Origin of the sequence: Microbacterium paraoxydans, from assembly GCF_018224615.1 — a bacterium.
Lineage (GTDB): Bacteria > Actinomycetota > Actinomycetes > Actinomycetales > Microbacteriaceae > Microbacterium > Microbacterium paraoxydans_B.
Genome location: NZ_JAGTUK010000001.1, coordinates 63,766 through 84,690 on the forward strand (window position 1 = coordinate 63,766; position 20,925 = coordinate 84,690).

The following is a 20,925-nucleotide window of genomic DNA, read 5'->3' on the forward strand; positions in this document are numbered from 1 at the left end:
GGCGTTCGAGGAAGACCTTCATGACCGCGATCACCCCCCACACGGGCCTCCGTGTGCGCCTGCGACGGCTGGCGGCGGCGGTGATCGCCGCCTCCGCGTGCACGCTGGCGGTCCCCGGTGTCGCGTCCGCTGCGGACCAGCCGTCCGGAGACGACCGCACGGTCGAGCTGCACGTGTCCGCGGGACTGCGCGGTGTGGTCGCGCCCGGCACCTCCACGTCGGCGGTCGTCACGATCGACAACGGCACCGAGACCGAGCTGAGCGCCGGTCGGGTCGAGATCGAGCTCGGCAGCACCCCTCTCCCGACCGCCGAGGCCGTGAGCGACTGGCTCGACGACGGTGAGACGGAGGGCGCGTTCGTCTCGCTCGGCGACGAGGCGTCGAAGACCGCGGATCCCGACGGCATCGCCACGACCACGGTGTTCGTGCCGCAGGAGACCATCGAGGCCCTGGCCCCCGGGGTGTACCCGCTGCGGGCGGCTCTGAGCGGTGCGCGCACGGGCGACACGGACGGCGAGCGCGCGACCACGTGGGACACCACGGCCACGAGTGTGCTGGTGGTGTCCGATCCCACGGCCAGCCCGGTCGGCGTGCTCGTGCCCATCACGGCGACTCCCGCCGGCGGCGCGCTGCTCACGGCGGACGAGCTCACGACGCTGACCGCGCCGGAGGGGGCGCTCACAGCGCAGCTCGACGGGGTGTCCGGCACCACGGCCGTGCTCGCGATCGACCCCGCGATCCTGGCGTCGATCCGCGCGCTCGGCACCGCGGCGCCCGAGTCCGCACGGGAGTGGCTGACGCGTCTCGACGAGCTGCCCAACGCCCGGTTCGCGCTGCAGTTCGGCGATGCCGATCTCACGGTGCAGGCGCAGACGGGCCTCGCGGCGCCGTTGGCTCCGCTGCCGTTCACTGCTCTGCTCGATCCTGCCGACTTCCCCCCGCAGTCGGCCACCACCGAACCCCCGTCCGCGCCGGGCTCGGCGAGCCCGACTCCGGGCAGCACGAACGCCCCCGCCCTGCCCGACGACGCGACGCTCACGGAGGTCGACGGCGCGCTCCCCCGCGTCGTGTGGCCCGAGCAGGATCTGACCCAGGCCGACGTCACGGCGTTCGCGGGGTACCTCGGCCAGAGCACCACTACGGTCGTGTCGTCCGCGACGCTCGGCGGGCCCACCGCGGCGCACGCCACCGCGGGCGGCCTCGACCTCCTGGTGACGGATGCCGCGACGTCCGCGGCGCTCTCGGGTGCTGCGGGGGCCGCGGACCCGGTGGTGCGTCAGCGCCTGCTCGCCGAGGCGTCCGCGCAGCTGTTCCTGGCGCAGGGGGCCACGGGCGGCGCTCCCCTGCTGATCGGGCTGGACCGCGACGAGACCCGCACGGCCGATGCGCTGCGCGACGCGATCTCCGCCGCCGACTCGATCGGGTTCGAGCTCTCCACGGTCCGCGCCACCGCGCCGGTGGCGGTCGCGCTGCCGGAGGCGGCGGCCACCTCGCGCTCGACCGACCTGGTGAACCTGCTCACCGACGAACAGTCGCTCACGGCGTTCTCCACGATCCTGAGCGAGCCAGGGGTGCTGCTCTCCCCCGAGCGCATGCGCATCCTCCGCACGATCGCGGTGGGGTCGTCCGACGCCGAGTTCGCCGAGAAGGTCGCCGCCCATCGCGCCCGCACCACCACGACGCTGTCGAGCGTGAGCATCCCGCCGTCGAGCACCATCCAGCTCCTCACCGCGAACGCCGACCTCCCGATCGCGGTGCGCAACGACCTTCCGTGGCCCGTGACCGTGCGGCTCTCGGCGTCTCCGAGCGACCCTCGCCTCGAGGTGAAGCCCGTGATCGAGACGGTCGTGCAGCCCCAGTCGAGCACCCGGGTCAAGGTGCCCGTGTCGGCGCGGGTCGGCAGCGGTGAGCTCGACCTGCGTCTGAGCCTGTCCAGCCCCACGGGCGTGCCGATCCAGTCGGAGCAGTCGGTGCGGGTGGCGGTGCGCGCGGAGTGGGAGACGATCGGGCTCGTGGTGTTCGGCGGACTGGCGGTGCTGCTCATCGCGCTCGGCGTGGTGCGCACGGTGCGCCGCAAGCGCCGCGAGGCCGTCGAGGCGCAGGCCGTGGAGGCCGCGGTCGACGAGCTGATCGAGGAGAAGGAGGCCGAGGCTGCGGCGCAGGAGCGCGCCCTCGACCGCGACACCCCGCCGACGAAGGAGAACCCGTGACGAGCCTCGGACGCGCGAGCGCCATCATCGGTGCCGGCACCCTGGTCTCACGCCTGACGGGTCTGCTGCGCAGCATCGTGCTGGTCGGCGTGCTCGGTGCGGTCGGCTCCGAGGCAGCGGACGCCTTCACGTACGCCAACACCCTCCCCAACAGCGTCTTCTCGCTCATCTCCGTCGGTGTGCTGACGGCGGTGATCGTGCCGCAGATCGTGAAGGCCACGGCCGATGCCGACGGCGGCAACGCGTTCATCTCGAAGCTGTTCACGCTGGGCACGGTGGTCCTGGTCGCGACGACGGCGGTGGCGACGATCGCCGCCCCGTGGCTGGTCGTGCTCGTGGCCGGACGCGCACCGCTGGAGGCGCAGGCCCTGGCGACCGCTCTCGCGTACTGGTGCCTCCCCCAGATCCTGTTCTACGGGCTCTACGCGCTGCTGGGCGAAGCGCTCAACGCGCGCCGCATCTTCGGTCCGTTCACGTGGGCCCCGGTGATCAACAACATCGTGTCGATCGTCGGCTTCCTCATCCTGGGGGCCGTGTTCGCGCCGGTGCCGACGCAGGCCGAGGAATGGACGCCGTCCATGATCGCGGTGCTGGGCGGCACGGCCACGTTCGGCATCGCCCTGCAGGCGCTCGTGCTGCTGATCTTCTGGCGGCGCACCGGCCTCGCGCTGCGGCCCGACTTCCAGTGGCGCGGTGTGGGCCTGGGCGCGGTCGGCAAGCTCGCCGGCTGGACCTTCCTGATGGCGTTCGCGAGCCTCGCGGCCGGGATGCTGCAGGGCTTCATCGTGAGCGAGGCGTCTGGTTCCGGTGCCTCGGCGACGGTCACCGCGAACGCCTGGCTCATCTTCATGCTCCCGTACTCCGTGATCGTGCTGTCGATCGGGACGCCATACTTCACGCAGATCAGCGAGCACGCCGCAGCCGGGCGCGACGCCGAGGTGCGGGCCGACATCTCGCGCAGCATCCGCACGCTGCTGTTCTTCATCGTGGCGGCGGTCGCGGCGGTCGCGGCGGCGGCGATCCCGGCGTCGCGCGTGTTCACGAGTTCCGCAGCCGACGCCGAGGCCGCCGCACTGGTGCTGCTCTGCTATCTCGTCAGCCTCATCCCGCTCACGCTTCTGTTCATCGTGCAGCGCACGTTCTACGCCTACGACGACACGCGCACGCCGTTCTGGTTCACGATCTTCCAGTGCGTGCTCATCGTCGCGACGGCGCTGCTCGCGGGCGGGTTGTACCAGGCGGGTGTCATCCCGATCACGTCGCTCGCGGCCGCTGTCGCCCTGGGCCAGTCGGTGGCGAGCACCCTGCAGACGATCGTGGCGACCTGGCTCCTGCACCGCCGTCTGGGCGGCCTCGGGGTGCGCACGTGGGCGACGGCGATCGCCCGGTTCGCGGTGGCGGCGGTGCCGGCAGGGCTCGCCGGGTGGGGCGTGTTCCTGCTGATGGGCGGCGTGGACGGCTGGACCGCGTCCGACAAGATCCAGGGCGCCGTCGGCACCGCGATCATCGGCCTCGTCGTGGTGGCGGTGTACGTCGCAATCCTCGCCGTGCTGCGCGCCCCGGAGCTCAAGGCCGCGGGCGGACTCGTGCGCCGCTTCCTGCCCGGCCGCTGAGCCCGGCGTGCACCTCCCGGCCGGGAATGCCCCGCGGTTACCATGGGTTGAAGCAGTCGGACGTCTTTCGACGGCACCGCCTTTCTAACGGAGATCACATGCGTCAGGTCATCATCATCGGCTCCGGCCCCGCCGGATTCACGGCTGCCATCTACGCCGCCAGGGCGAACCTGGAGCCGCTGCTCATCGCGAGCTCCGTCGAGGTCGGCGGCGAGCTCATGAACACGACCGAGGTGGAGAACTACCCCGGCTTCCCCGAGGGCATCCAGGGCCCCGAGCTGATGGCCAAGTTCCAGGAGCAGGCCGAGAAGTTCGGCACCGAGGTCCTGTACGACGACGTCACCGAGCTCGACGTGGCCGGCCCGGTCAAGAAGGTCACTCTCGGCTCGGGTGCCACGCACGAGGCGAAGACCATCATCTACGCGACGGGTTCCGCCTACCGCAAGCTCGGTATCGAGGGCGAGGAGCGCCTGTCCGGCTTCGGTGTCTCCTGGTGCGCCACCTGCGATGGCTTCTTCTTCCGTCAGAAGACGATCGCGGTCGTCGGCGGCGGCGACTCGGCGATGGAGGAGGCCACCTTCCTCACGCGCTTCGCCGACAAGGTGTACGTCATTCACCGCAAGGACTCGCTGCGCGCCTCGAAGATCATGCAGGAGCGGGCGTTCGCGAACGAGAAGATCGAGTTCGTGTGGAACAGCGAGGTCGTGGAGATCCTCGGTGAGAACGCGGTGTCGGGCGTGCAGCTGCGCTCGACGGTCGACGGCTCGCTGCGCGATCTGCCGCTCGACGGTCTGTTCATCGCGATCGGCAACGACCCGCGCACGCACCTGGTGCACGAGAAGCTCGAGCTCACGCCCGAGGGCACCATCTGGGTCGACGGCCGCTCCTCGCGCACGTCGGTTCCCGGTGTGTTCGCGGCGGGCGACGTGATCGACCCCACCTACCGTCAGGCCATCACGGCCGCGGGCACGGGCACGGTCGCGGCTCTCGACGCCGAGCACTTCCTGGCCGACCTGGAAGACGCCTCCGTGGAGGTCCCGGCGGCGGAGGCGGCCGAGGTCATCACGGCCTGATCAGGGCCGGGAACACTTTTCCCTCGCCGGTTGTTGTAGCAGGCGAACCTCGAACAAGGAGAAACTCTGATGAGTGCAAAGGCGACGAGCCAGGCGACCTGGGAGCAGGACGTTCTGCAGGCCGATGGTCCCGTGCTGGTGGACTTCTGGGCCGAGTGGTGCGGTCCGTGTCGTATGGTCGCGCCGGTGCTGGACGAGATCCAGGCCGACAACCCCGACAAGATCACCATTCTCAAGCTCAACGTCGACGAGAACCCCGAGCTCGCGATGAAGTACCAGATCACGTCGATCCCGGCGATGAAGGTCTTCCAGGGCGGCGAGGTCAAGACGACGATCATCGGCGCGAAGCCGAAGTTCGCTCTCGAGAAGGACCTGGCCGACTTCATCGGCTGATCCCCACGACGACCAAGGGCCGCACCTCCGGGTGCGGCCCTTTTCGCATGCCCCCTCGCCTGCCGACGCGAAATCTGCCGGCCTGTCGCGAACTCCTCGAATCGTGCCGGCCACGACGGGTCGTACGGCACGCGGAGCATCGGCGTCAGGAGGCGTCGGCGATGCGCGGATCCCATCGGCGATGGCGCTGCTGCTCGTCCAGCAGCCCCCACACCGCGGGCGTGAGCTCCGGGTACTCGAGGGCGATCTGCCGCAGCACGCGGTAGTGTCGCGCGGCGTTGGGCCGGACACCGTCGTTCGCGGCGATGTTGTCGGCGCGCAGCAGGTAGACGACGAGCTCGTCGACGCTGGGCAGTTCCTCCATGAACTCCCACGGGTCTTCCCCGCCCAGCAGCCGCTCCTGGATCAGCACCGCGAGTTCGTCGGCCGCTTCGGCACGCAGCACTTCCAGGCTGGCGCGGCGGGGGACGGACTCGGTCATCCGTCCAGCCTACGCGCGTGCAGGACCCCGGCGGCGCTCGACCTTCGCATCCTCGGTCATGTCCTCGAGCTCGCGGCCCTTGGTCTCGGGCACTTTGAAGAACACGAAGAAGAACGACAGCAGGGCGAAGAAGGCGTAGAAGCCGTAGGCGAACGTGAGGCCGATCTCCGCGAACGCGGGGAACGTCGTGGAGATGAAGAAGTTGGCCACCCACTGCGCGGCGGCGGCGACGGCGAGGGCGCCGGCGCGGATGGAGTTCGGGAAGATCTCGCCGAGCAGCACCCACACGAGCGGTCCCCAGCTGGCGCCGAAGAACACGACGAAGCCGTTCGCGCAGATGAGTGCGACGGTGGCCCACGGGTCGGGAAGCGTGGCGGTGCCCTGAGCGTCGAGGGTGCCGAACGAGAAGGCCAGCGCCATGAGGCCGAGGGTCACCGTCATGCCGACGGAGCCGACCAGGAGCATGATGCGCCGCCCGACCTTGTCGACCAGGAGGATTGCGACGATCGTGACGACGATGTTGGTGACCGAGGTGATGACCGACGTGAGCAGGGCGCTGGATTCGTCGAATCCGACCGACTGCCACAGTGTCGTGGAGTAGTAGAAGATGACGTTGATGCCGACGAACTGCTGGAAGACCGACAGCAGGATGCCGATCCAGACGATCGGCTTGAGCCCGAACCGATGCCCGCGCAGATCGCGCAGCGACTCGGAGCGCTCGGTGTCGATCGTGCCCGTGATCTCTTTGATCTTCGCGGCGGTATCGACCGTGCCGGTCACGGTTTGCAGCACTTCGGCAGCGCGTTCGGTGTCCCCTCGGCGCACGAGGTAGCGCGGCGATTCGGGTAGCCGGAGGGACACGAGGCCGTAGACGAGCGCGGGGATCGCAGCGACCATGAACATCCAGCGCCAGGCGGTGAGGCCCCAGAGCGGCTGGTCGGCTTCTCCCGCGATCCCGGCGAGCAGCGCGTCCGACAGCAGCGCCGCGAAGATACCCGTGACGATCGCGAGCTGTTGCAGCGATCCGAGTCGTCCGCGGATCGCTGCGGGCGAGACTTCTGCGATGTACGCCGGGGCGATGACGGAGGCGGCGCCCACGCCGAGTCCGCCGATCACGCGCCAGATGATGAGGTCGACCACGCTGAAGGCGAGGCCCGACCCGATCGCCGAGACGAAGAACATGGCGGCTGCCGCGACCATGACCGGGATGCGCCCGAACTTGTTCGACACCGGTCCCGCGAACCACGCACCGACGGCGCATCCGATGAGGGCGGAGGACACGGCGAAGCCCTTGAGGCCGGTGCCGAGGTCGAATCCGGAGACGTCACCCGCGAGCGCGTCGACCGCACCGTTGATCACGGCCGTGTCGAAACCGAAGAGGAAGCCTCCCAGTGCTGCCGCGATACTCACCGCGATCACGCGGCGCTTGATGGTTGCTGCGTCCGCTGCTCTGGACATGACCTACCCCCGCATCGTCAAGATGACGCGAGTCTATGACACCGCCGGTCTCGCGCCGGGTCAGCGCGCGGAGCCGTAGCCTTCTTCGCCCAGCTCCTCGAGAATGCGATTCAGATCCTGGATAGATGCGAAATCGATTGTGACCTGGCCTTTTCGCGTACCCAGGGAGATCTTGACGCGCGTGTTGAGGCGGTCTCCGAGTTTGCCGGCGACCTCGTCGAGGTACGCCCGTCGGGCACCCGGAGTGGCCTTGGGCGTCTTCCCCGCGCTCGGCTGCGCTTTGGCCGCCACTTCGGTGGCTCGCACGGAGAGGTCTTCGTTCACGACCTTGTCCGCCAGGCGCTGCATGGCCTCGGGGGTGTCGAGGCTGAGGATCGCGCGAGCGTGACCGGCCGACAGTACCCCGGCGGCGACGCGCTGCTGCACGGGGACGGGCAGCTTGAGCAGGCGGATGGTGTTGCTGATCTGCGGGCGGGAGCGGCCGATGCGCGTGGCGAGTTCCTCCTGCGTGATGCCGAAGTCCTCGAGCAGCTGCTGATACGCCGAAGCCTCTTCGAGCGGGTTCAGTTCGGAGCGGTGGAGGTTCTCCAGGAGCGCATCCCGTAGCAGGTCCTCGTCGGCGGTGTCGCGAACGATCGCCGGGATGGCGTCGAGACCTGCCTCGCGGGCGGCTCGCGTGCGCCGCTCCCCCATGATGAGTTCGTAGTCGCCGTCGCTGTTCTTCCGGACGACCACGGGCTGCAGCACCCCGAACTCGCGGACGCTGTGCACGAGCTCGGCCAGGTCCTCCGGGTCGAAGTGGGTGCGCGGCTGACGCGGGTTCGGCACGATCGCGTGCGGGTCGACCTGCACGAGGTGGATGCCGGGGACTGCTTCGAGGGCGGCCTCGGCGGCCTGCGCCGTGGTGGCCTCACCCGCGTCTGGCCGCAGGCTCGCCCCGGGGAAGAACACGTCGACGGGTCGTTCCGCCTGATCTGCCGTCGGGATGAGGGCACCGATGCCCCGGCCGAGTCCAGTGCGCTTCGCCATTACTTCTCCTTGCTCTGCGTCACGCGTGACGCGATTTCGACGGCGGCCTCGCGGTAGGCGATCGCGCCGGCGGACTGCCCGTCGTACGCGATGACCGTCTGGCCGAAACTCGGGGCCTCAGACACTCGCACCGACCGCGGGATGACGGTGTCCAGCACCTGCGTGGGAAAGTGCGTGCGGACTTCTTCGGCGACCTGCTGCGCCAGCCGCGTGCGTCCGTCGAACATCGTCAGCAGAATGGTCGACAGGTGCAGCTCCGGGTTGAGGTGCTTCTGGATCATCTGGATGCTGCCGAGAAGCTGGCTGAGTCCCTCCAGTGCGTAGTACTCGCACTGGATCGGGATGAAGACCTCGGACGCTGCCGTGAAGGCGTTGATCGTCAGCAGCCCCAGCGACGGCGGGCAGTCGATGATCACGAAGTCGACCGGGTGCTCGGAGAGGTAGTCCTGCAGGGCGCGGCGGAGTCGATGTTCACGCGCAACCTGCGCCACCAGCTCGATCTCCGCCCCGGCCAGGTGGATGGTGCTCGGTGCGCAGAAGAGACGGGGATTCTCGGGGCTGGGCTGCACGATCTCCGCGAGCGGGAACTCGTCGATCAGCACGTCGTAGACGCTCGGCGTGTCGGCGTTGTGCGGCACACCGAGGGCGGTGGAGGCGTTCCCCTGCGGGTCGAGGTCGATCACGAGCACGGTGGCGCCGAGTCCCGCGAGCGCTGAGGCGATGTTCACGGCGCTCGTGGTCTTGCCCACGCCGCCCTTCTGGTTCGACACGGTCAGCACCCGCGTCTCTCCGGTGAACTCCACCTTCACGGCCTCCAAGGCCCTGCGGCGAGCGGAGAGGTCGGCCAGTTCGCGGGCGAGCGGGGTGTCCATCCCGAAGGAGTCGTTTGCCGGTGTCTTCTCGGACTGTTTCACGTGAAACATCCACTCCTTTCGGGGCCGCATCCCACTCTAATCGCAGCAACCGACCTTGAACTCCCTCGCGGGCCGCCGAGCGCTCCACGCTCTTGTTTCGAGATGTGAACCATGCCAGACCGTTCTCCACGAGGGCCGTCCGACCTGGGCAGTGATCCCCGCGCAAGACGGGGGCCGGCGGACCCAAGACGGGGAGACCCTTCTCCTGGATGCGTCGCGGGACCTGACGATCGCTAACCGCTGGGGTCGGATCCTTCTTCAACGGTCCGTGCGTGATCGCACCGATCATGCGACGCCGATCCGCGCGCCCGACTCTCTGCACCGAAGTCGCGGACCCACCGCTTCGCGGCACGAGGCGTCTTGCGTGGCGTGTCCGCTCCCCTCTGGGTTTCATTCAAGGACGGAGACGGCTCACGCTCCCCCACCGTTCCCATCGTTACCCCGCGCAGCCGCGTGCTTCCCACCGGCTACTGCAACAGCACGGCATCGGGCCCGGAGGCCGCCGCGCGCAGCACGAGCGATTCACGGGTACGGGTACAGATCACGCTCCCCCACCGTTCCCATTTGCCCCGCGCAGCCGCGTACATCCCGCCGGTGACTGCACCAGTACCGCTTCGGGCCCGGAGGCCGCCATGCGCGGCACAAGCAGTTCACGGTAAGGATAAGAATCACGCTCCCCCACCGTTCGCATCGTTACCCCGCGCAGCCGCGTACATCCCGCCGGTGACTGCACCAGCATCGCTTCGGGCCCGGAGGCCGCCTCGCGCGGCACGAGCAGTTCACGAGTACGGATACAGATCGCGCTCCCCCACCGTTCCCATCGTTACCCCGCGCAGCCGCGTACATCCCGCCGGTTGCCGCATCAGCATCGCTTCGAGCCCGAAGGCCGCCATGCGCGGCACGAGCAGTTCACGAGTACGGATACGGACCACCCTCCCCCGCCGTTCCCATCGTTACCCCGCGCAGCCGCGTACATCCCGGCGGTTGCCGCATCAGCACTGCTTCGGGCCCGGGGGCCGCCGTGCGCGGCATGAGCGATGCACGAGCGATGTCGCCCCACCGCAGGAACTCCTGCCCTGTCGGTCCGGTTCAGGCGCAGACACACGCGTCCGGGACGGTGACCGCACCACGCTCCCCTCGCTCCGGGGGCGACGCGAGCAGTCATGCGTTCCGCGCGAACTACCACGGCGCGGCCCGCCACCCGGATCGTCCCGCCCGCTGACATCGCTCCGCTCCCCCCGGATCTGCTTCAGTACCCTCACCCGCTCCCCCACGCTGGTGGCTCCGAGGGCCGCCATTCCTTCCGCTTCCCTCCCGCGCCCCTGCGATGCCGCTCCGGGAACGACACCTCCGGCTTTCGGGACTTCTGGGGCGGTATCGCTCTCCGCGTGGAGTCTCTGCTCGAACGCATCAGTCAGCCGAGTGAGGTTCTCTCCACCGTGCCCATCGCTCGCTCCCCGATCGACCGCTGCGGTGATGCACCGCACGGACGCCGTGAACCAGCAGCCCCGCGCCCCACGACGCACGCAGGGGCGTCGCCGGGCACCACGCTCGCCACGGCCACCGTCGGGACCGGGGCCAGATCCGTCTGCGCGCGCAGTATTCCCATGGAAGGGGCAGAGACAATGACCGTTTCACGTGAAACAACGCGCCGCAATGCCGCCGGTTCAACTGCACGTCCGGCCCTTCGCTTCGGTCCACGACGTACTGCTCCCGCCGACCGCCTCGAACCCAACAATCAGAGCGATCATCCCGAAGCTCCTCAGACCTCGTCACCTCATGGGGCGAAGCTCTTCGGCCATTCGTTCCGGTGTAGCAGCCCGCAATCCTGGCCGGCACAGCTCGATCGCCACTGACCCCGCCTGGTTCTGCAACTCACCTCAATTCACTCGCACCTCGGTTGCCCCAGGAGACGCGCGCGCACAGGTTCTCATATCGCCGTTTCACGTGAACAACCCGATGCGATCCCGACCCGACTCCGCACGCTCCCCACCACGCGGCGTCGCCGCGCCAGCCGTCCTCGCCTCGCAAAGTGCCAGTCCCGCGCCAGGCCCGCGCCGCGGGCGCCTCGCTCATCCGCATCCGCCTCGCGCACAGCGACCTCCTCTAAGACAGCGCTGCAGCGCCCCTCCTGAGTCCACAGCTCCGTGACCGACGGCGCGCCTCGCGGTATTGCTCCACGACTGACTCCCCCGCCGCTCCTCGATTCACGGCGGAACGAACCCGAGTAACCCACGGCACTCCGCACAAGCCTCCCCCACACCCGACTCACGTCAGGCGCGGCGAACGTCGCGAGAGTCGGTACTGCTGCGTGCGCAACAGCTATCAGCGTGCACGTGGCGCCCTCCCCCGTGTGTACGCGGCTCGGACCGGATCCGGAAGACTGCCGAGCACGGCTCGAGGCACCCAGCATCTGCAATCTGAGCACGCCTGTGACCGCCCCTCACCGCCCCACTCCGCGCGAAACCACGGGGAGAACACGCGTTCAACGCTGATGACATCGACAACTGTGTGAAGGCGTCGCCGTCGTCCCATCTGTCATCGAGACGACGAGACGCCCGGTCTGTGCATCCCGGCCATGCAACGCCGCCACGGCATCCGAAGCGAATCACTCCCCTCGCTCACCGTTTCACGTGAAACACAAGCTGCAGATCAAGCCTGTCCTCGTTGCGGAACCGGAGCTCTGGCGCACCTGTCCAGCGGGCCCTCGCCGCGTTCCAACGGCGCCCATAACGACCCGAATGGCGCGCAAGGCCGACGCACAACACCCGCGCGCCCGCACGAGCTGCGGTCGCCGTCCCGCCATGCGTGCACAGTCACGACACCTCGCTGTGTGCAGTCACGACACCGCGCTGTGAGACCGGGCAGGCCCAGAGCTCGATGGCCACACCACTCCCCGCCCCGGAGCCCTTCCGCTCCCTCAGGCCGACCCTTAGCCGAGGAACGGCAGACCATCGCCGTGGAAGGAACGCTGAGGACGCGGAAAGCGCAAAATCGCACGAGCACGGCGTCCACTGACTCCTGCAGCTACGGGCATCACGTAGTCCGAAGCCACCGAGGATGTAACTGGCTCTTCACCATGCGCAAGCGGCACTGTTACCGCGGGGACTATCCGTGACCCTCCGATGGCAATCCGGAGGACCGCAGCCACGATGCCACGATGTTTCACGTGAAACGTCGATCCGGTCCGCTCGGCTAGGCCGCAAGAGAGGCAGCCATGCCTGCCGTCCACCGCGCGAAAGCACGTCAGGATGAACAATCCCCGGATCAGACGCCGGTCCATCGTGCCCGGAACCGTCATCCGCCGACGGATACCAGTTGAGCCACCACACCGTGAGATCGACGAGCAGAGCACCTCGCGATCAATCGCACGTCAAGACCTGACGCCCCCACCACCAGCGACCGCGGAGCTTCAGAGTCTTCAGCATCCCTGATGAAGCGGCGCACGCGCCCCGCCGAGAACCGGCAGTGCACGTCTGTCGGACTTCTTCCGCGTGCCGCCACTGCCACCGTCGCGGCCACCGGCGGCCCTGCCGCGATTCGCGTGGATAGCTACGGGCGTCGAGCACCAGGCAAAGGGGTACGCCTGAGGTCCCACCCAGTTGTGTTTCACGTGAAACGGCGCTCAACGAACGCGGGCACGGACGACCCGAGTGGTCTCCGGCAAAACGCCCTCGCCCAGAACCTCAACGCGCACATCCGAGAGGCGGTACTTCTTGATCTGCTTCTCGGCCGCATCGATCTCGTTCGCTGCGTTCATCCCTTTGAGGAGCGCGAGCTCGCCGCCGTCCCGCACCAGCGGTGCAGTCAAGGGAAGAAGCGTTCGTAGCGCACTCACTGCCCGCGCCGTCACGACGTCGAATCCACCTGCCGGCTTCACGTCCTCCGCCCGTGAACGCAGTACGGTGACGTTGCTCAGCCCGAGCTCCGCAACCTGCTCGGTCAACCAGGTGACCCGACGCTCCATCGGCTCAACCAGAGTCCAGGTCACGTCGGGCCGAGCGATGGCGAGCACCAGACCGGGAAGCCCGGCACCGGAGCCGATGTCTGCCACGCTGCCATGAAACAACGGCGCCGCGATCACGCTGTTCAGGATGTGGCGCGTCCACAGGCGCGGCAGCTCCAGCGGTCCGATCAGACCCCGCTCCTCGCCCTCGCGTGCCAGCGCGGCGGTGAACTGCCGGGCCGTTTCGATGCGGTCACCGAACAGACCGGCGGCAACGGCGGGCTCCGCCTCGACAGCACCCTCCTCGGCCGGAGAATCCGACACCGACATCACCGACGACGCAGGACGGTGTGGCGGTCAGCACCCTCGCCATAGGACTCGGACACGAGTCCGCGATCTGCCGCGATGTCGTGCACCAGCTTGCGCTCGTAACTCGACATGGCGGGCAGCGATGCCTGCGAGGAACCCTCATCCAGCTTCGCAGCCGCGGCATCGACAAGCGTCTCGAGCTGCCGACGACGTGTGTCGCGCGATCCGCCGATGTCGAGGATCAGTCGGGAGAACGAACCGGTCTTGTTCTGAACCGCCAGGCGGGTCAGCTCCTGCAGCGCCTGCACGGTCTCCGGTGCAGAGAGCACCGACAGACCGTCGCCCTCCGCCTCCACAGAGACATAGGCGCGGCCCTGGCGAACATCGAGGTTCAGGTCGCCGTCGATGTCGGCGATGTCGAGCAGCTCCTCGAGGTAGTCCGCAGCGACGTCACCCTCGTGCTCCAGCTGCGCCACCGTGGGCTCACTGCTCCCGGTCACGACCTCGCTCATGAACCGCTTCCCTTCTTCTTCGCGCGCTTCTTGCCGACGGGCTGCTGCCGCTTGGGAGCCTCAGCCTTCGCTTTCTCCGCCTCTTCCAGCAGACGCTGCTGCTCCGCCTCGTACACGGCGATCGGGACGACCTTGCCCGACGAGTCGATCGCCTTGCCCTTGCGCGCCAGACGCTCCTCACGAGCCTTGGCCGCCTCGGAACCGGGAGTCGGCATCTCGCGGATCACGAGGAACTGCTGGCCCATGGTCCACAGGTTGGAGATGAACCAGTACACGACCACGCCGAGCGGGAAGAAGACGCCGGAGAAGATGAAGCCCAGCGGGAGCACGTAGAGCATGATCTTCTGCATCTGGTACGCCTGGCCCGTCTTGGCCTCCGGCGAGAGGTTCTTCGAGATGATCTGCAACTGCGTGAAGAACTGCGAGCCGATCATGAGCACCACGAGAGTGACCAGGATGATGATCGCCGTCGTGTTCTGCGCGTCGATCGCGTTGCCGAGGTTCTCGTGGAGCGACGCCACTCCGAAGAGCTTCGCGTCGTAGAACTCCTTGGTCAGCTCCGGGCTGAGGAGCCCGACGCCACCGATGTTCTCCTTCGCGTGCTTGCTCACGTCGCTCAGCACGCTGTAGAGCGAGAAGAAGATCGGCATCTGCACGAGCAGCGGGAGGCAGCTCGACATCGGTGTCGTGCCGTGCTTCTTGTACAGCGCCATGGTCTCGCGGCTCATCGCCTCGCGAGAGAGCTGATCCTTCTTACCGCGGTACTTCTCCTGAACTTTTCGCAGTTCAGGAGCAATTTCCATCATCTTTCGCTGGCTCTTGATCTGCTTCACGAAGAGCGGGATCAGCGCCGCGCGCACCACGACGACGAGGCCGACGATCGACAGCACCCACGTGATGCCGGACGCAGCCGGAAGGCCGACCGCGGTGAGCAGCCAGTGCCAGGCGACCAGGATGAGCTCGACGACCCACTTCAGCGGCCAGAGAATCGTGCCGAGCAGGTCGAACCCGCCCCCAGCCGGCTCGGGGCTGGGGGTGGTGCTGGCGAGCAGGAGGTCAAGACCCACCGGTCAGTCCTTTCGGGAGGGAACGACGAAACCGTGAGAGGTCAGGTCGTAGCGGAAGTGTTCGTGCGGCGTGACGTCGTCCACGCCGCCGCTGGTCCAGGGATTGCAGCGGAGGATGCGCCACGCGGAGAGCAGGGCCCCGCGCACCGCGCCGTGCTGCTGCACCGCACCTACAGCGTAGGCGGAACAGGAGGGGTAGTACGCACAGACATCTCCATAGAGCGGGGAGATGACCTTGCGGTACCCGGAAAGGAAGGCGATGACCGCGTTCCGAGGGAGCAGCGGAATGCTCCGCAGCAGATCCCGCCCGTGCAACTCGCCGGTTCCCACCGAGGAGGCTGGTAGGGCAGTCATGACGAGGCCTCGGCCGGAGCCAGGCGTTGCAGACACCGCTCGACGTCGCTCCGCAACTCCGCGAAGGTCGCGGTGGCGGATGCAGGAAGGGCACGGATGACCACATCCGTGCCCTGAGGAACACGCGGGAGCGCCTCCGCGCAGACGGCTTTCAGACGCCGACGCACGGTGTTGCGCACCACGGCGGTACCCACCTGCTTGCTGATGATGAAACCGAACCGCGCGTCACGGCTCTCCCCCGTCGAGAGGATCGAGGTGATGACGCGCGCACCGCCACAACGCGATCCGCGTCGAACGACCACTCGGTAGTCGCTCCCGCGGGTCAGACGGAACGGGCGGGCGAGCACGGCTGCTTACGCAGAGAGCTCGGTACGGCCCTTCGCGCGGCGTGCCGACAGGATGGCACGGCCGGCGCGGGTGCGCATGCGGGCGCGGAAGCCGTGCTTCTTGGCGCGACGACGGTTGTTGGGCTGGAAGGTGCGCTTGCTCATGAGATCACTCCGGGAATGCTGCCACCGGATTCACTTCGACCGGAGACATGGGGAACTGCCCAAATAGGCATAAGTCAACCGACTAAGGGTACGTCGTGGCGGCGCACAGGGCAAATTTGCGCCCTGCTGCGCTCAGGCCCTCGCGGGAACCGCACAGCCATTATCCACAACCGGGTCTCTCCGGATGTGCGCAACACGCCCCGTGTTTTCAAGGGCAGGTTGCCGTTCGTGGCCGGTGTGACTACCGTGGCATCCGAAGTTATCCACAGGGGCACGGCACGTCGACCCCGACCCGAACCGTCGTCCGGAGCACCATGTCCTCACCAGCCCAGCCCGACGTCCCGATCTGGACCACGGTGCAGGAGCTGCTGGAGGCCGATGACCGCGTCACCCCGCAGCTCCAGGGCTTCCTGAGCCTCGCCGTTCCCGCGGGCGTCATGGCCGCGACCCTCTATCTCGAGGTGCCGAACGACCTGACCGCCGCACAGATCAACAAGCGGCTGCGGCTGCCGATCATGGAGGCGCTCGCCCACGTGGGCGACGAGGTCACCTCGTACCGCGTCGTCGTGAACCACGAGCTCGCCGACCAGCCGACCGCCCCGATCGCCGTCGCCGACTTCGGCCGCCAGGAGCAGCCACGCGAGTCTCCGATGGAGCAGCCGACGCAGCTGCGCCACGAGTCCCGTCTGAACCCGAAGTACACCTTCGACAACTTCGTCATCGGCCAGTCCAACCGCTTCGCGCACGCCGCAGCGGTCGCGGTCGCAGAGGCGCCGGCCAAGGCGTACAACCCGCTGTTCATCTACGGTGACTCCGGACTCGGCAAGACCCACCTCCTCCACGCGATCGGCGACTACGCGCAGTCTCTGTACGCCGGGGTCAAGGTGCGCTATGTCTCCAGCGAGGAGTTCACGAACGACTTCATCAACTCGATCGCGAACAACCGGGGTGCCGCGTTCCAGGCTCGGTATCGCGATGTCGACATCCTCCTCATCGACGACATCCAGTTCCTCCAGGGTCGTGCCGAGACACAGGAGGCGTTCTTCCACACGTTCAACACGCTCCACGACCACAACAAGCAGGTCGTGATCACGAGTGACGTCGCGCCCAAGCACCTCACCGGCTTCGAGGACCGCATGCGCAGCCGCTTCGAGTGGGGCCTGATCACCGACGTGCAGGCGCCCGACCTCGAGACCCGCATCGCGATCCTCAGGAAGAAGGCGCAGAGCGAGGCGCTGCACATCCCCGACGAGGTGCTCGAGTACATCGCCACGGTGGTGTCGTCCAACATCCGCGAGCTCGAGGGCGCGCTGATCCGCGTGTCGGCATTCGCGAGCCTCAACCGGTCGGCGCTCGACATCTCGCTCGCGCAGACGGTGCTGCGCGACATCATCGACACGGCGGAAGACAACATCATCTCGCCGACCGACATCATCACGGCGACCGCACAGTACTTCAAGCTCACGGTCGACGACCTGTACGGCTCCAGCCGGTCGCAGCAGATCGCGACGGCGCGGCAGATCGCGATGTACCTGTGCCGCGAACGCACGAGCCTGTCGCTACCGAAGATCGGGCAGCTGTTCGGCAACCGGGATCACACGACCGTCATGTACGCGTACAAGAAGATCAGCGAGCTCATGAAAGAACGTCGCTCGATCTACAACCAGGTCACCGAGATCACCACACAGCTCGGCCGTCGCTGACGGATCCGCAGGAAGGGCGTCGTCCGTGAGGGACGGCGCCCTTCGTCGTTCTTGACACCGGGGCCGCGTCTCCGATAAATGCGTCTATGCACATGTGGATAACTTGTGGATGGTTCGGGATCGAACCGCCTCGAATGTGGGGCGATTGAGGAAACCTGTGGATAACCGTCGGACAGCTGCGACTGTCCACATGCCCGCCAACCCGCGGATTCCTCAGTGTCTCCACAAGTCACAGTCGTGTAGTTCCCTACTCGCGCTTGCTTTCCACCGACTTATCCACAGTATCCACAGCGGTTAACACCGTTAAGGAGTTAAGTCATTCAAGGGGCGATCCGATCACCAGACGGTGGGGAGAACCCGATGCGAGCTTCGCCGGTGCTCCGGCGTAGGGAACCGCGGGACTGTAGGGCTAGCATGGGAAGCCCTGCACTGGCAGGACCCGACGACGACCCGTCATGTACGACGACAAGGGAGCACCCGTGAGGTTTCAGGTCAACCGCGATGTCTTCAGCGAGGCTGTGTCCTTCGTCGTCAAGCTCCTCCCCCAGCGCAACCCACAGCCGATCCTCGCTGGTGTGCTGATCGAGGCCGACGGCTCCGGACTCACGCTCTCCGCTTTCGACTACGAAGCCTCTGCCCGGACGACCATCGAAGCCACGGTCGAGACCCCCGGCACGATCCTGGTCCACGGCCGGCTGCTCTCCGACATCGCGAGCCGCCTGCCCAACGCTCCCATCGAGATCGCGGTCGAGGACGACGGCGGTATCGCGGTCACCTGCGGCTCGGCGCGCTTCACCCTCGCGGCCATGCCGGTCGAGGAATACCCGTCGATTCCCGAGGTCTCCGGCTCCTCCGGCGTCGTGCCCGCCGACGAGTTCGGTACTGCGATCGCCCAGGTGGGCTTCGCGGCCTCCCGCGACGATGTGACCCCGGTGCTGACCGGTGTGCAACTCGAGGTGACCGGCCAGACTCTGAGCCTTGTCGCCACCGACCGCTATCGCGTGTCGCTGCGGGACGTGCCGTGGGACGGTGAGGCGGTCGAGGCTTCCGCGCTGGTCCCCGCGCGCACCCTGCTCGAGGTCGGCAAGACCTTCGGTCACGCGGGCACGATCCAGATCGCGTTCTCCGGTGCGGGCGATCGGGAGATCATCGCCTTCACCGCGGGCAACAAGACCGTGACGTCGCTGCTCATCAAGGGCAACTTCCCGCCGGTGCGCCGGCTGTTCCCCGAGCAGACCGACCACTACGCGGTCGTCAACACCGCGGACCTGATCGAGGCCGTGCGCCGTGTGTCGCTCGTGCTCGACCGCGCCGCCCCGCTGCGCTTCACGTTCTCGACCGACGGCGTCACGATGGACGCCTCCGGCAGCGAGCACGCGCGCGCCTCCGAGTCGGTCGACGCGATCCTCTCCGGCGGTGACGAGGTCACGCTCGGCCTCAACCCGCAGTACCTGATCGAGGCGCTCGGTGCGGTGAAGAGCGAGTTCGTGCGCGTCACCTTCACGTCGAGCGACAACGCCAACAAGCTGAGCCCGGTGCTCATCACGAGTCAGACGTCGGTGGACCAGGCCGGACTCGACTCGTTCAAGTACCTGCTGCAGCCCAATCTGCTGCTGCGCTGATCCCGTCGCGGCGCCGCCGCCGACCGGGAGGATGTCCCACCCGAAAGGTAGGCTGGCTCCGTGATTGTGGAGCACCTGAATCTGGTCGATTTCCGCAATTACGCGACCGCTGATCTGGCACTTCACCGTGGACCGAACGTGCTCGTCGGGAGGAACGGTCAGGGCAAGACGAATCTCGCCGAAGCCGTGGTCTTTCTGGCGACGCTCGGTTCGCATCGCGTCTCATCGGACGCACCGATGGTGCGGGACGGACAGGACTTCGCGGTGATCCGTGCGCGACTCGCCCACGGAGAGCGGCGGGTGCTCGTCGAAGTGCAGGTGAACCGGCAGGGCTCCAACAAGGCGCGTATCAACGGCTCCCCGTCGAAGGCGAACGAGCTGCCGCGGTACGCCCACGTGGTGCTGTTCGCGCCGGAAGACCTGCAGATCGTCCGCGGTGACCCCTCCGCGCGCCGACGGTTCGCGGATCAGCTGCTGATTCAGCGCACTCCACGGATGGCGGCGGTGCTGGGGGACTATGACCGCGTGCTCAAGCAGCGCAACGCTCTGCTCAAGTCGGCCAGGGCGAGAGGGATTCGCGGTGAGGCCCTCAGCACGCTCGACGTCTGGGACGACAAGCTGGTCGCGCTCGGAGCCGAGATCATCACCGCTCGCCAGCGCCTTGCCGCAGATCTGCAGCAGCCGGTGGCCGAGGCGTACGCCGCGATCGCCGGCGCCGACCATCGTCCGCGACTGGAGTGGGCGCTGTCGGTGGCGGGTGCCAATCCAGAAGACGAGGACGACGCTGAGGAACGGGAGTCGCCGTCGACGGCGACGGAGCAGCGCATCGACGTCGCTCGCACAGCCGAGTTGTTCCGCGCCTCCTTGACGGCCAAGCGCACGCAGGAGCTCGATCGCGGCCTCACGCTCTCCGGTCCGCACCGGGACGACCTCGTGCTGCGAGTGCGCGACCTGCCGGTGAAGGGCTACGCGTCCCACGGGGAGTCCTGGTCGGTGGCGCTCGCGCTCCGCCTCGCCTCGGCCGAGCTGCTGCGCAGCGAGTCGCCCGCGGGTGACCCGGTGCTCATCCTCGATGACGTGTTCGCCGAGCTCGATGCCGATCGTCGGCAGCGCCTCGCCACGCTCACCGCGGGCTACGAGCAGGTGGTCGTCACGGCGGCGGTGGAGGAGGATATCCCCGAGGTGCTGCACGCGCACGTGGTGCGGATCGCGGCGGGCACCATCACCGACGAGCGGGAGGCACCGGATGAGTGACGCCGCCATCGACGCGGTGGTCGAGGCACCGGAAACGGTCGCCACGTATCTCCGGCTGCGCGGTCTGACCCCGAGCGCGAAGAACTGGAAGCGCAAGCGCCGGATCACGGTCGACGACGACAACGCTCCGTTCACTCCGGGACGTGACCCGGGAACGCTGGGAGACGTCCTCGATCGGCTCAGCCGGGAGTCGGGGTGGGAGACCACGCTCGCCAGGGAGGACCTGGTGCGGCAGTGGGCGGATCTCGCGGGCGCCGACACCGCGAAGCACTCGGAACCGGTGTCGCTGGAGCGCGGGCTGCTGACCGTGAAGTGCGACTCGACGGCCTGGGCCAAGAACCTGCAGTTCATGCGCGCGACGATCCTGACGGAGATCGGGAGACGGTATCCCGAGGCCGGCGTGGAGAACCTTCGCTTCATCGGACCGGACGTCCCCTCCTGGAAATGGGGTCCCAGAGCCGTTCCAGGACGGGGCCCACGCGATACCTACGGGTAG

18 protein-coding genes are annotated in these 20,925 nt (G+C 67.9%); 8 read left to right on the forward strand and 10 right to left on the reverse strand.

The annotated features are described in order from the left end of the window. The first annotated feature begins 20 nt into the window (after positions 1–20). The 4 genes from KE274_RS00315 (at position 21) to trxA (ending at position 5,289) form a co-directional block, all read left to right on the forward strand. Complete coding sequence (locus KE274_RS00315; protein ID WP_211539704.1) at positions 21–2,210, forward strand: DUF6049 family protein; 2,190 nt, start codon at positions 21–23, stop codon at positions 2,208–2,210. Next, the gene (gene murJ / locus KE274_RS00320; protein WP_211539706.1) at positions 2,207–3,823 is read left to right on the forward strand and encodes a murein biosynthesis integral membrane protein MurJ; all 1,617 of its coding nucleotides are present in this window, start codon (positions 2,207–2,209) and stop codon (positions 3,821–3,823) included. Before KE274_RS00315 ends, murJ begins: the two co-directional genes overlap by 4 nt. A gap of 98 nt (positions 3,824–3,921) precedes the next feature. After that, a complete protein-coding gene (gene trxB / locus KE274_RS00325; protein WP_211539708.1) occupies positions 3,922–4,896 on the forward strand; it encodes a thioredoxin-disulfide reductase in 975 nt (324 codons plus the stop codon). Between the two features lie 69 nt (positions 4,897–4,965). Further along, positions 4,966–5,289 (forward strand): thioredoxin, encoded by a 324-nt coding sequence (gene trxA, locus KE274_RS00330; protein WP_211539710.1) that lies wholly within the window; start codon positions 4,966–4,968, stop codon positions 5,287–5,289. 145 nt (positions 5,290–5,434) lie between these two features. Here the strand turns inward: trxA and KE274_RS00335 are convergent, their stop codons facing one another. From KE274_RS00335 to rpmH, 10 genes are all read right to left on the reverse strand, one after another. Next, the gene (locus KE274_RS00335) at positions 5,435–5,770 is read right to left on the reverse strand and encodes a tryptophan synthase subunit alpha (protein ID WP_136033761.1); all 336 of its coding nucleotides are present in this window, start codon (positions 5,768–5,770) and stop codon (positions 5,435–5,437) included. Positions 5,771–5,779: 9 nt separating this feature from the next. Continuing rightward, positions 5,780–7,228, reverse strand: a complete 1,449-nt coding sequence (locus KE274_RS00340; RefSeq protein ID WP_211539712.1) for a sugar porter family MFS transporter — start codon at positions 7,226–7,228, stop codon at positions 5,780–5,782. 60 nt (positions 7,229–7,288) lie between these two features. Then, complete coding sequence (locus KE274_RS00345) at positions 7,289–8,257, reverse strand: ParB/RepB/Spo0J family partition protein (RefSeq protein WP_211539713.1); 969 nt, start codon at positions 8,255–8,257, stop codon at positions 7,289–7,291. Further along, on the reverse strand, positions 8,257–9,180 hold the full coding sequence (locus tag KE274_RS00350; protein ID WP_249185785.1) for a ParA family protein: 924 nt from the start codon (positions 9,178–9,180) through the stop codon (positions 8,257–8,259). Before KE274_RS00350 ends, KE274_RS00345 begins: the two co-directional genes overlap by 1 nt. Before the next feature lie 3,616 nt (positions 9,181–12,796). Then, positions 12,797–13,447, reverse strand: coding sequence for a 16S rRNA (guanine(527)-N(7))-methyltransferase RsmG (gene rsmG / locus KE274_RS00355; protein ID WP_211539715.1), 651 nt, complete (start codon positions 13,445–13,447; stop codon positions 12,797–12,799). Next, entirely contained in the window at positions 13,447–13,938 is a 492-nt protein-coding gene (locus KE274_RS00360) for a Jag family protein (protein ID WP_211539717.1), read from the reverse strand. The genes rsmG and KE274_RS00360 overlap by 1 nt, the downstream gene beginning before the upstream one ends. Further along, the gene (gene yidC, locus KE274_RS00365; RefSeq protein WP_211539719.1) at positions 13,935–15,005 is read right to left on the reverse strand and encodes a membrane protein insertase YidC; all 1,071 of its coding nucleotides are present in this window, start codon (positions 15,003–15,005) and stop codon (positions 13,935–13,937) included. Before yidC ends, KE274_RS00360 begins: the two co-directional genes overlap by 4 nt. Positions 15,006–15,008: 3 nt before the next feature. Next, on the reverse strand, positions 15,009–15,359 hold the full coding sequence (gene yidD, locus KE274_RS00370; RefSeq protein WP_211539721.1) for a membrane protein insertion efficiency factor YidD: 351 nt from the start codon (positions 15,357–15,359) through the stop codon (positions 15,009–15,011). Continuing rightward, positions 15,356–15,661, reverse strand: coding sequence for a ribonuclease P protein component (gene rnpA / locus KE274_RS00375; RefSeq protein ID WP_307872107.1), 306 nt, complete (start codon positions 15,659–15,661; stop codon positions 15,356–15,358). The genes yidD and rnpA overlap by 4 nt, the downstream gene beginning before the upstream one ends. A gap of 51 nt (positions 15,662–15,712) precedes the next feature. Then, positions 15,713–15,850, reverse strand: a complete 138-nt coding sequence (gene rpmH, locus KE274_RS00380; RefSeq protein WP_022879826.1) for a 50S ribosomal protein L34 — start codon at positions 15,848–15,850, stop codon at positions 15,713–15,715. 314 nt (positions 15,851–16,164) lie between these two features. Here rpmH and dnaA point away from each other — a divergent pair, with 314 nt between their 5' ends. From dnaA to KE274_RS00400, 4 genes are all read left to right on the forward strand, one after another. After that, complete coding sequence (dnaA, locus tag KE274_RS00385; RefSeq protein WP_211539725.1) at positions 16,165–17,553, forward strand: chromosomal replication initiator protein DnaA; 1,389 nt, start codon at positions 16,165–16,167, stop codon at positions 17,551–17,553. Positions 17,554–18,032: 479 nt separating this feature from the next. After that, positions 18,033–19,175, forward strand: coding sequence for a DNA polymerase III subunit beta (gene dnaN, locus KE274_RS00390; protein WP_211541651.1), 1,143 nt, complete (start codon positions 18,033–18,035; stop codon positions 19,173–19,175). A 60-nt stretch (positions 19,176–19,235) separates the two neighbouring features. Beyond that, entirely contained in the window at positions 19,236–20,429 is a 1,194-nt protein-coding gene (gene recF / locus KE274_RS00395) for a DNA replication/repair protein RecF (protein ID WP_211539727.1), read from the forward strand. Continuing rightward, positions 20,422–20,925, forward strand: a complete 504-nt coding sequence (locus tag KE274_RS00400) for a DUF721 domain-containing protein (RefSeq protein ID WP_211539729.1) — start codon at positions 20,422–20,424, stop codon at positions 20,923–20,925. The genes recF and KE274_RS00400 overlap by 8 nt, the downstream gene beginning before the upstream one ends.

Bases quoted from the DNA above. Each gene is read 5' to 3' on its own strand.
- KE274_RS00315 (WP_211539704.1), top strand. From the start codon at position 21: ATGACCGCGATCACCCCCCACACGGGCCTCCGTGTGCGCCTGCGACGG.
- trxB (WP_211539708.1), top strand. From the start codon at position 3,922: ATGCGTCAGGTCATCATCATCGGCTCCGGCCCCGCCGGATTCACGGCT.
- trxA (WP_211539710.1), top strand. From the start codon at position 4,966: ATGAGTGCAAAGGCGACGAGCCAGGCGACCTGGGAGCAGGACGTTCTG.
- KE274_RS00335 (WP_136033761.1), bottom strand. From the start codon at position 5,770: ATGACCGAGTCCGTCCCCCGCCGCGCCAGCCTGGAAGTGCTGCGTGCC.
- KE274_RS00340 (WP_211539712.1), bottom strand. From the start codon at position 7,228: ATGTCCAGAGCAGCGGACGCAGCAACCATCAAGCGCCGCGTGATCGCG.
- KE274_RS00345 (WP_211539713.1), bottom strand. From the start codon at position 8,257: ATGGCGAAGCGCACTGGACTCGGCCGGGGCATCGGTGCCCTCATCCCG.
- KE274_RS00350 (WP_249185785.1), bottom strand. From the start codon at position 9,180: ATGTTTCACGTGAAACAGTCCGAGAAGACACCGGCAAACGACTCCTTC.
- rsmG (WP_211539715.1), bottom strand. From the start codon at position 13,447: ATGTCGGTGTCGGATTCTCCGGCCGAGGAGGGTGCTGTCGAGGCGGAG.
- KE274_RS00360 (WP_211539717.1), bottom strand. From the start codon at position 13,938: ATGAGCGAGGTCGTGACCGGGAGCAGTGAGCCCACGGTGGCGCAGCTG.
- yidD (WP_211539721.1), bottom strand. From the start codon at position 15,359: ATGACTGCCCTACCAGCCTCCTCGGTGGGAACCGGCGAGTTGCACGGG.
- rpmH (WP_022879826.1), bottom strand. From the start codon at position 15,850: ATGAGCAAGCGCACCTTCCAGCCCAACAACCGTCGTCGCGCCAAGAAG.
- dnaA (WP_211539725.1), top strand. From the start codon at position 16,165: ATGTCCTCACCAGCCCAGCCCGACGTCCCGATCTGGACCACGGTGCAG.
- KE274_RS00400 (WP_211539729.1), top strand. From the start codon at position 20,422: ATGAGTGACGCCGCCATCGACGCGGTGGTCGAGGCACCGGAAACGGTC.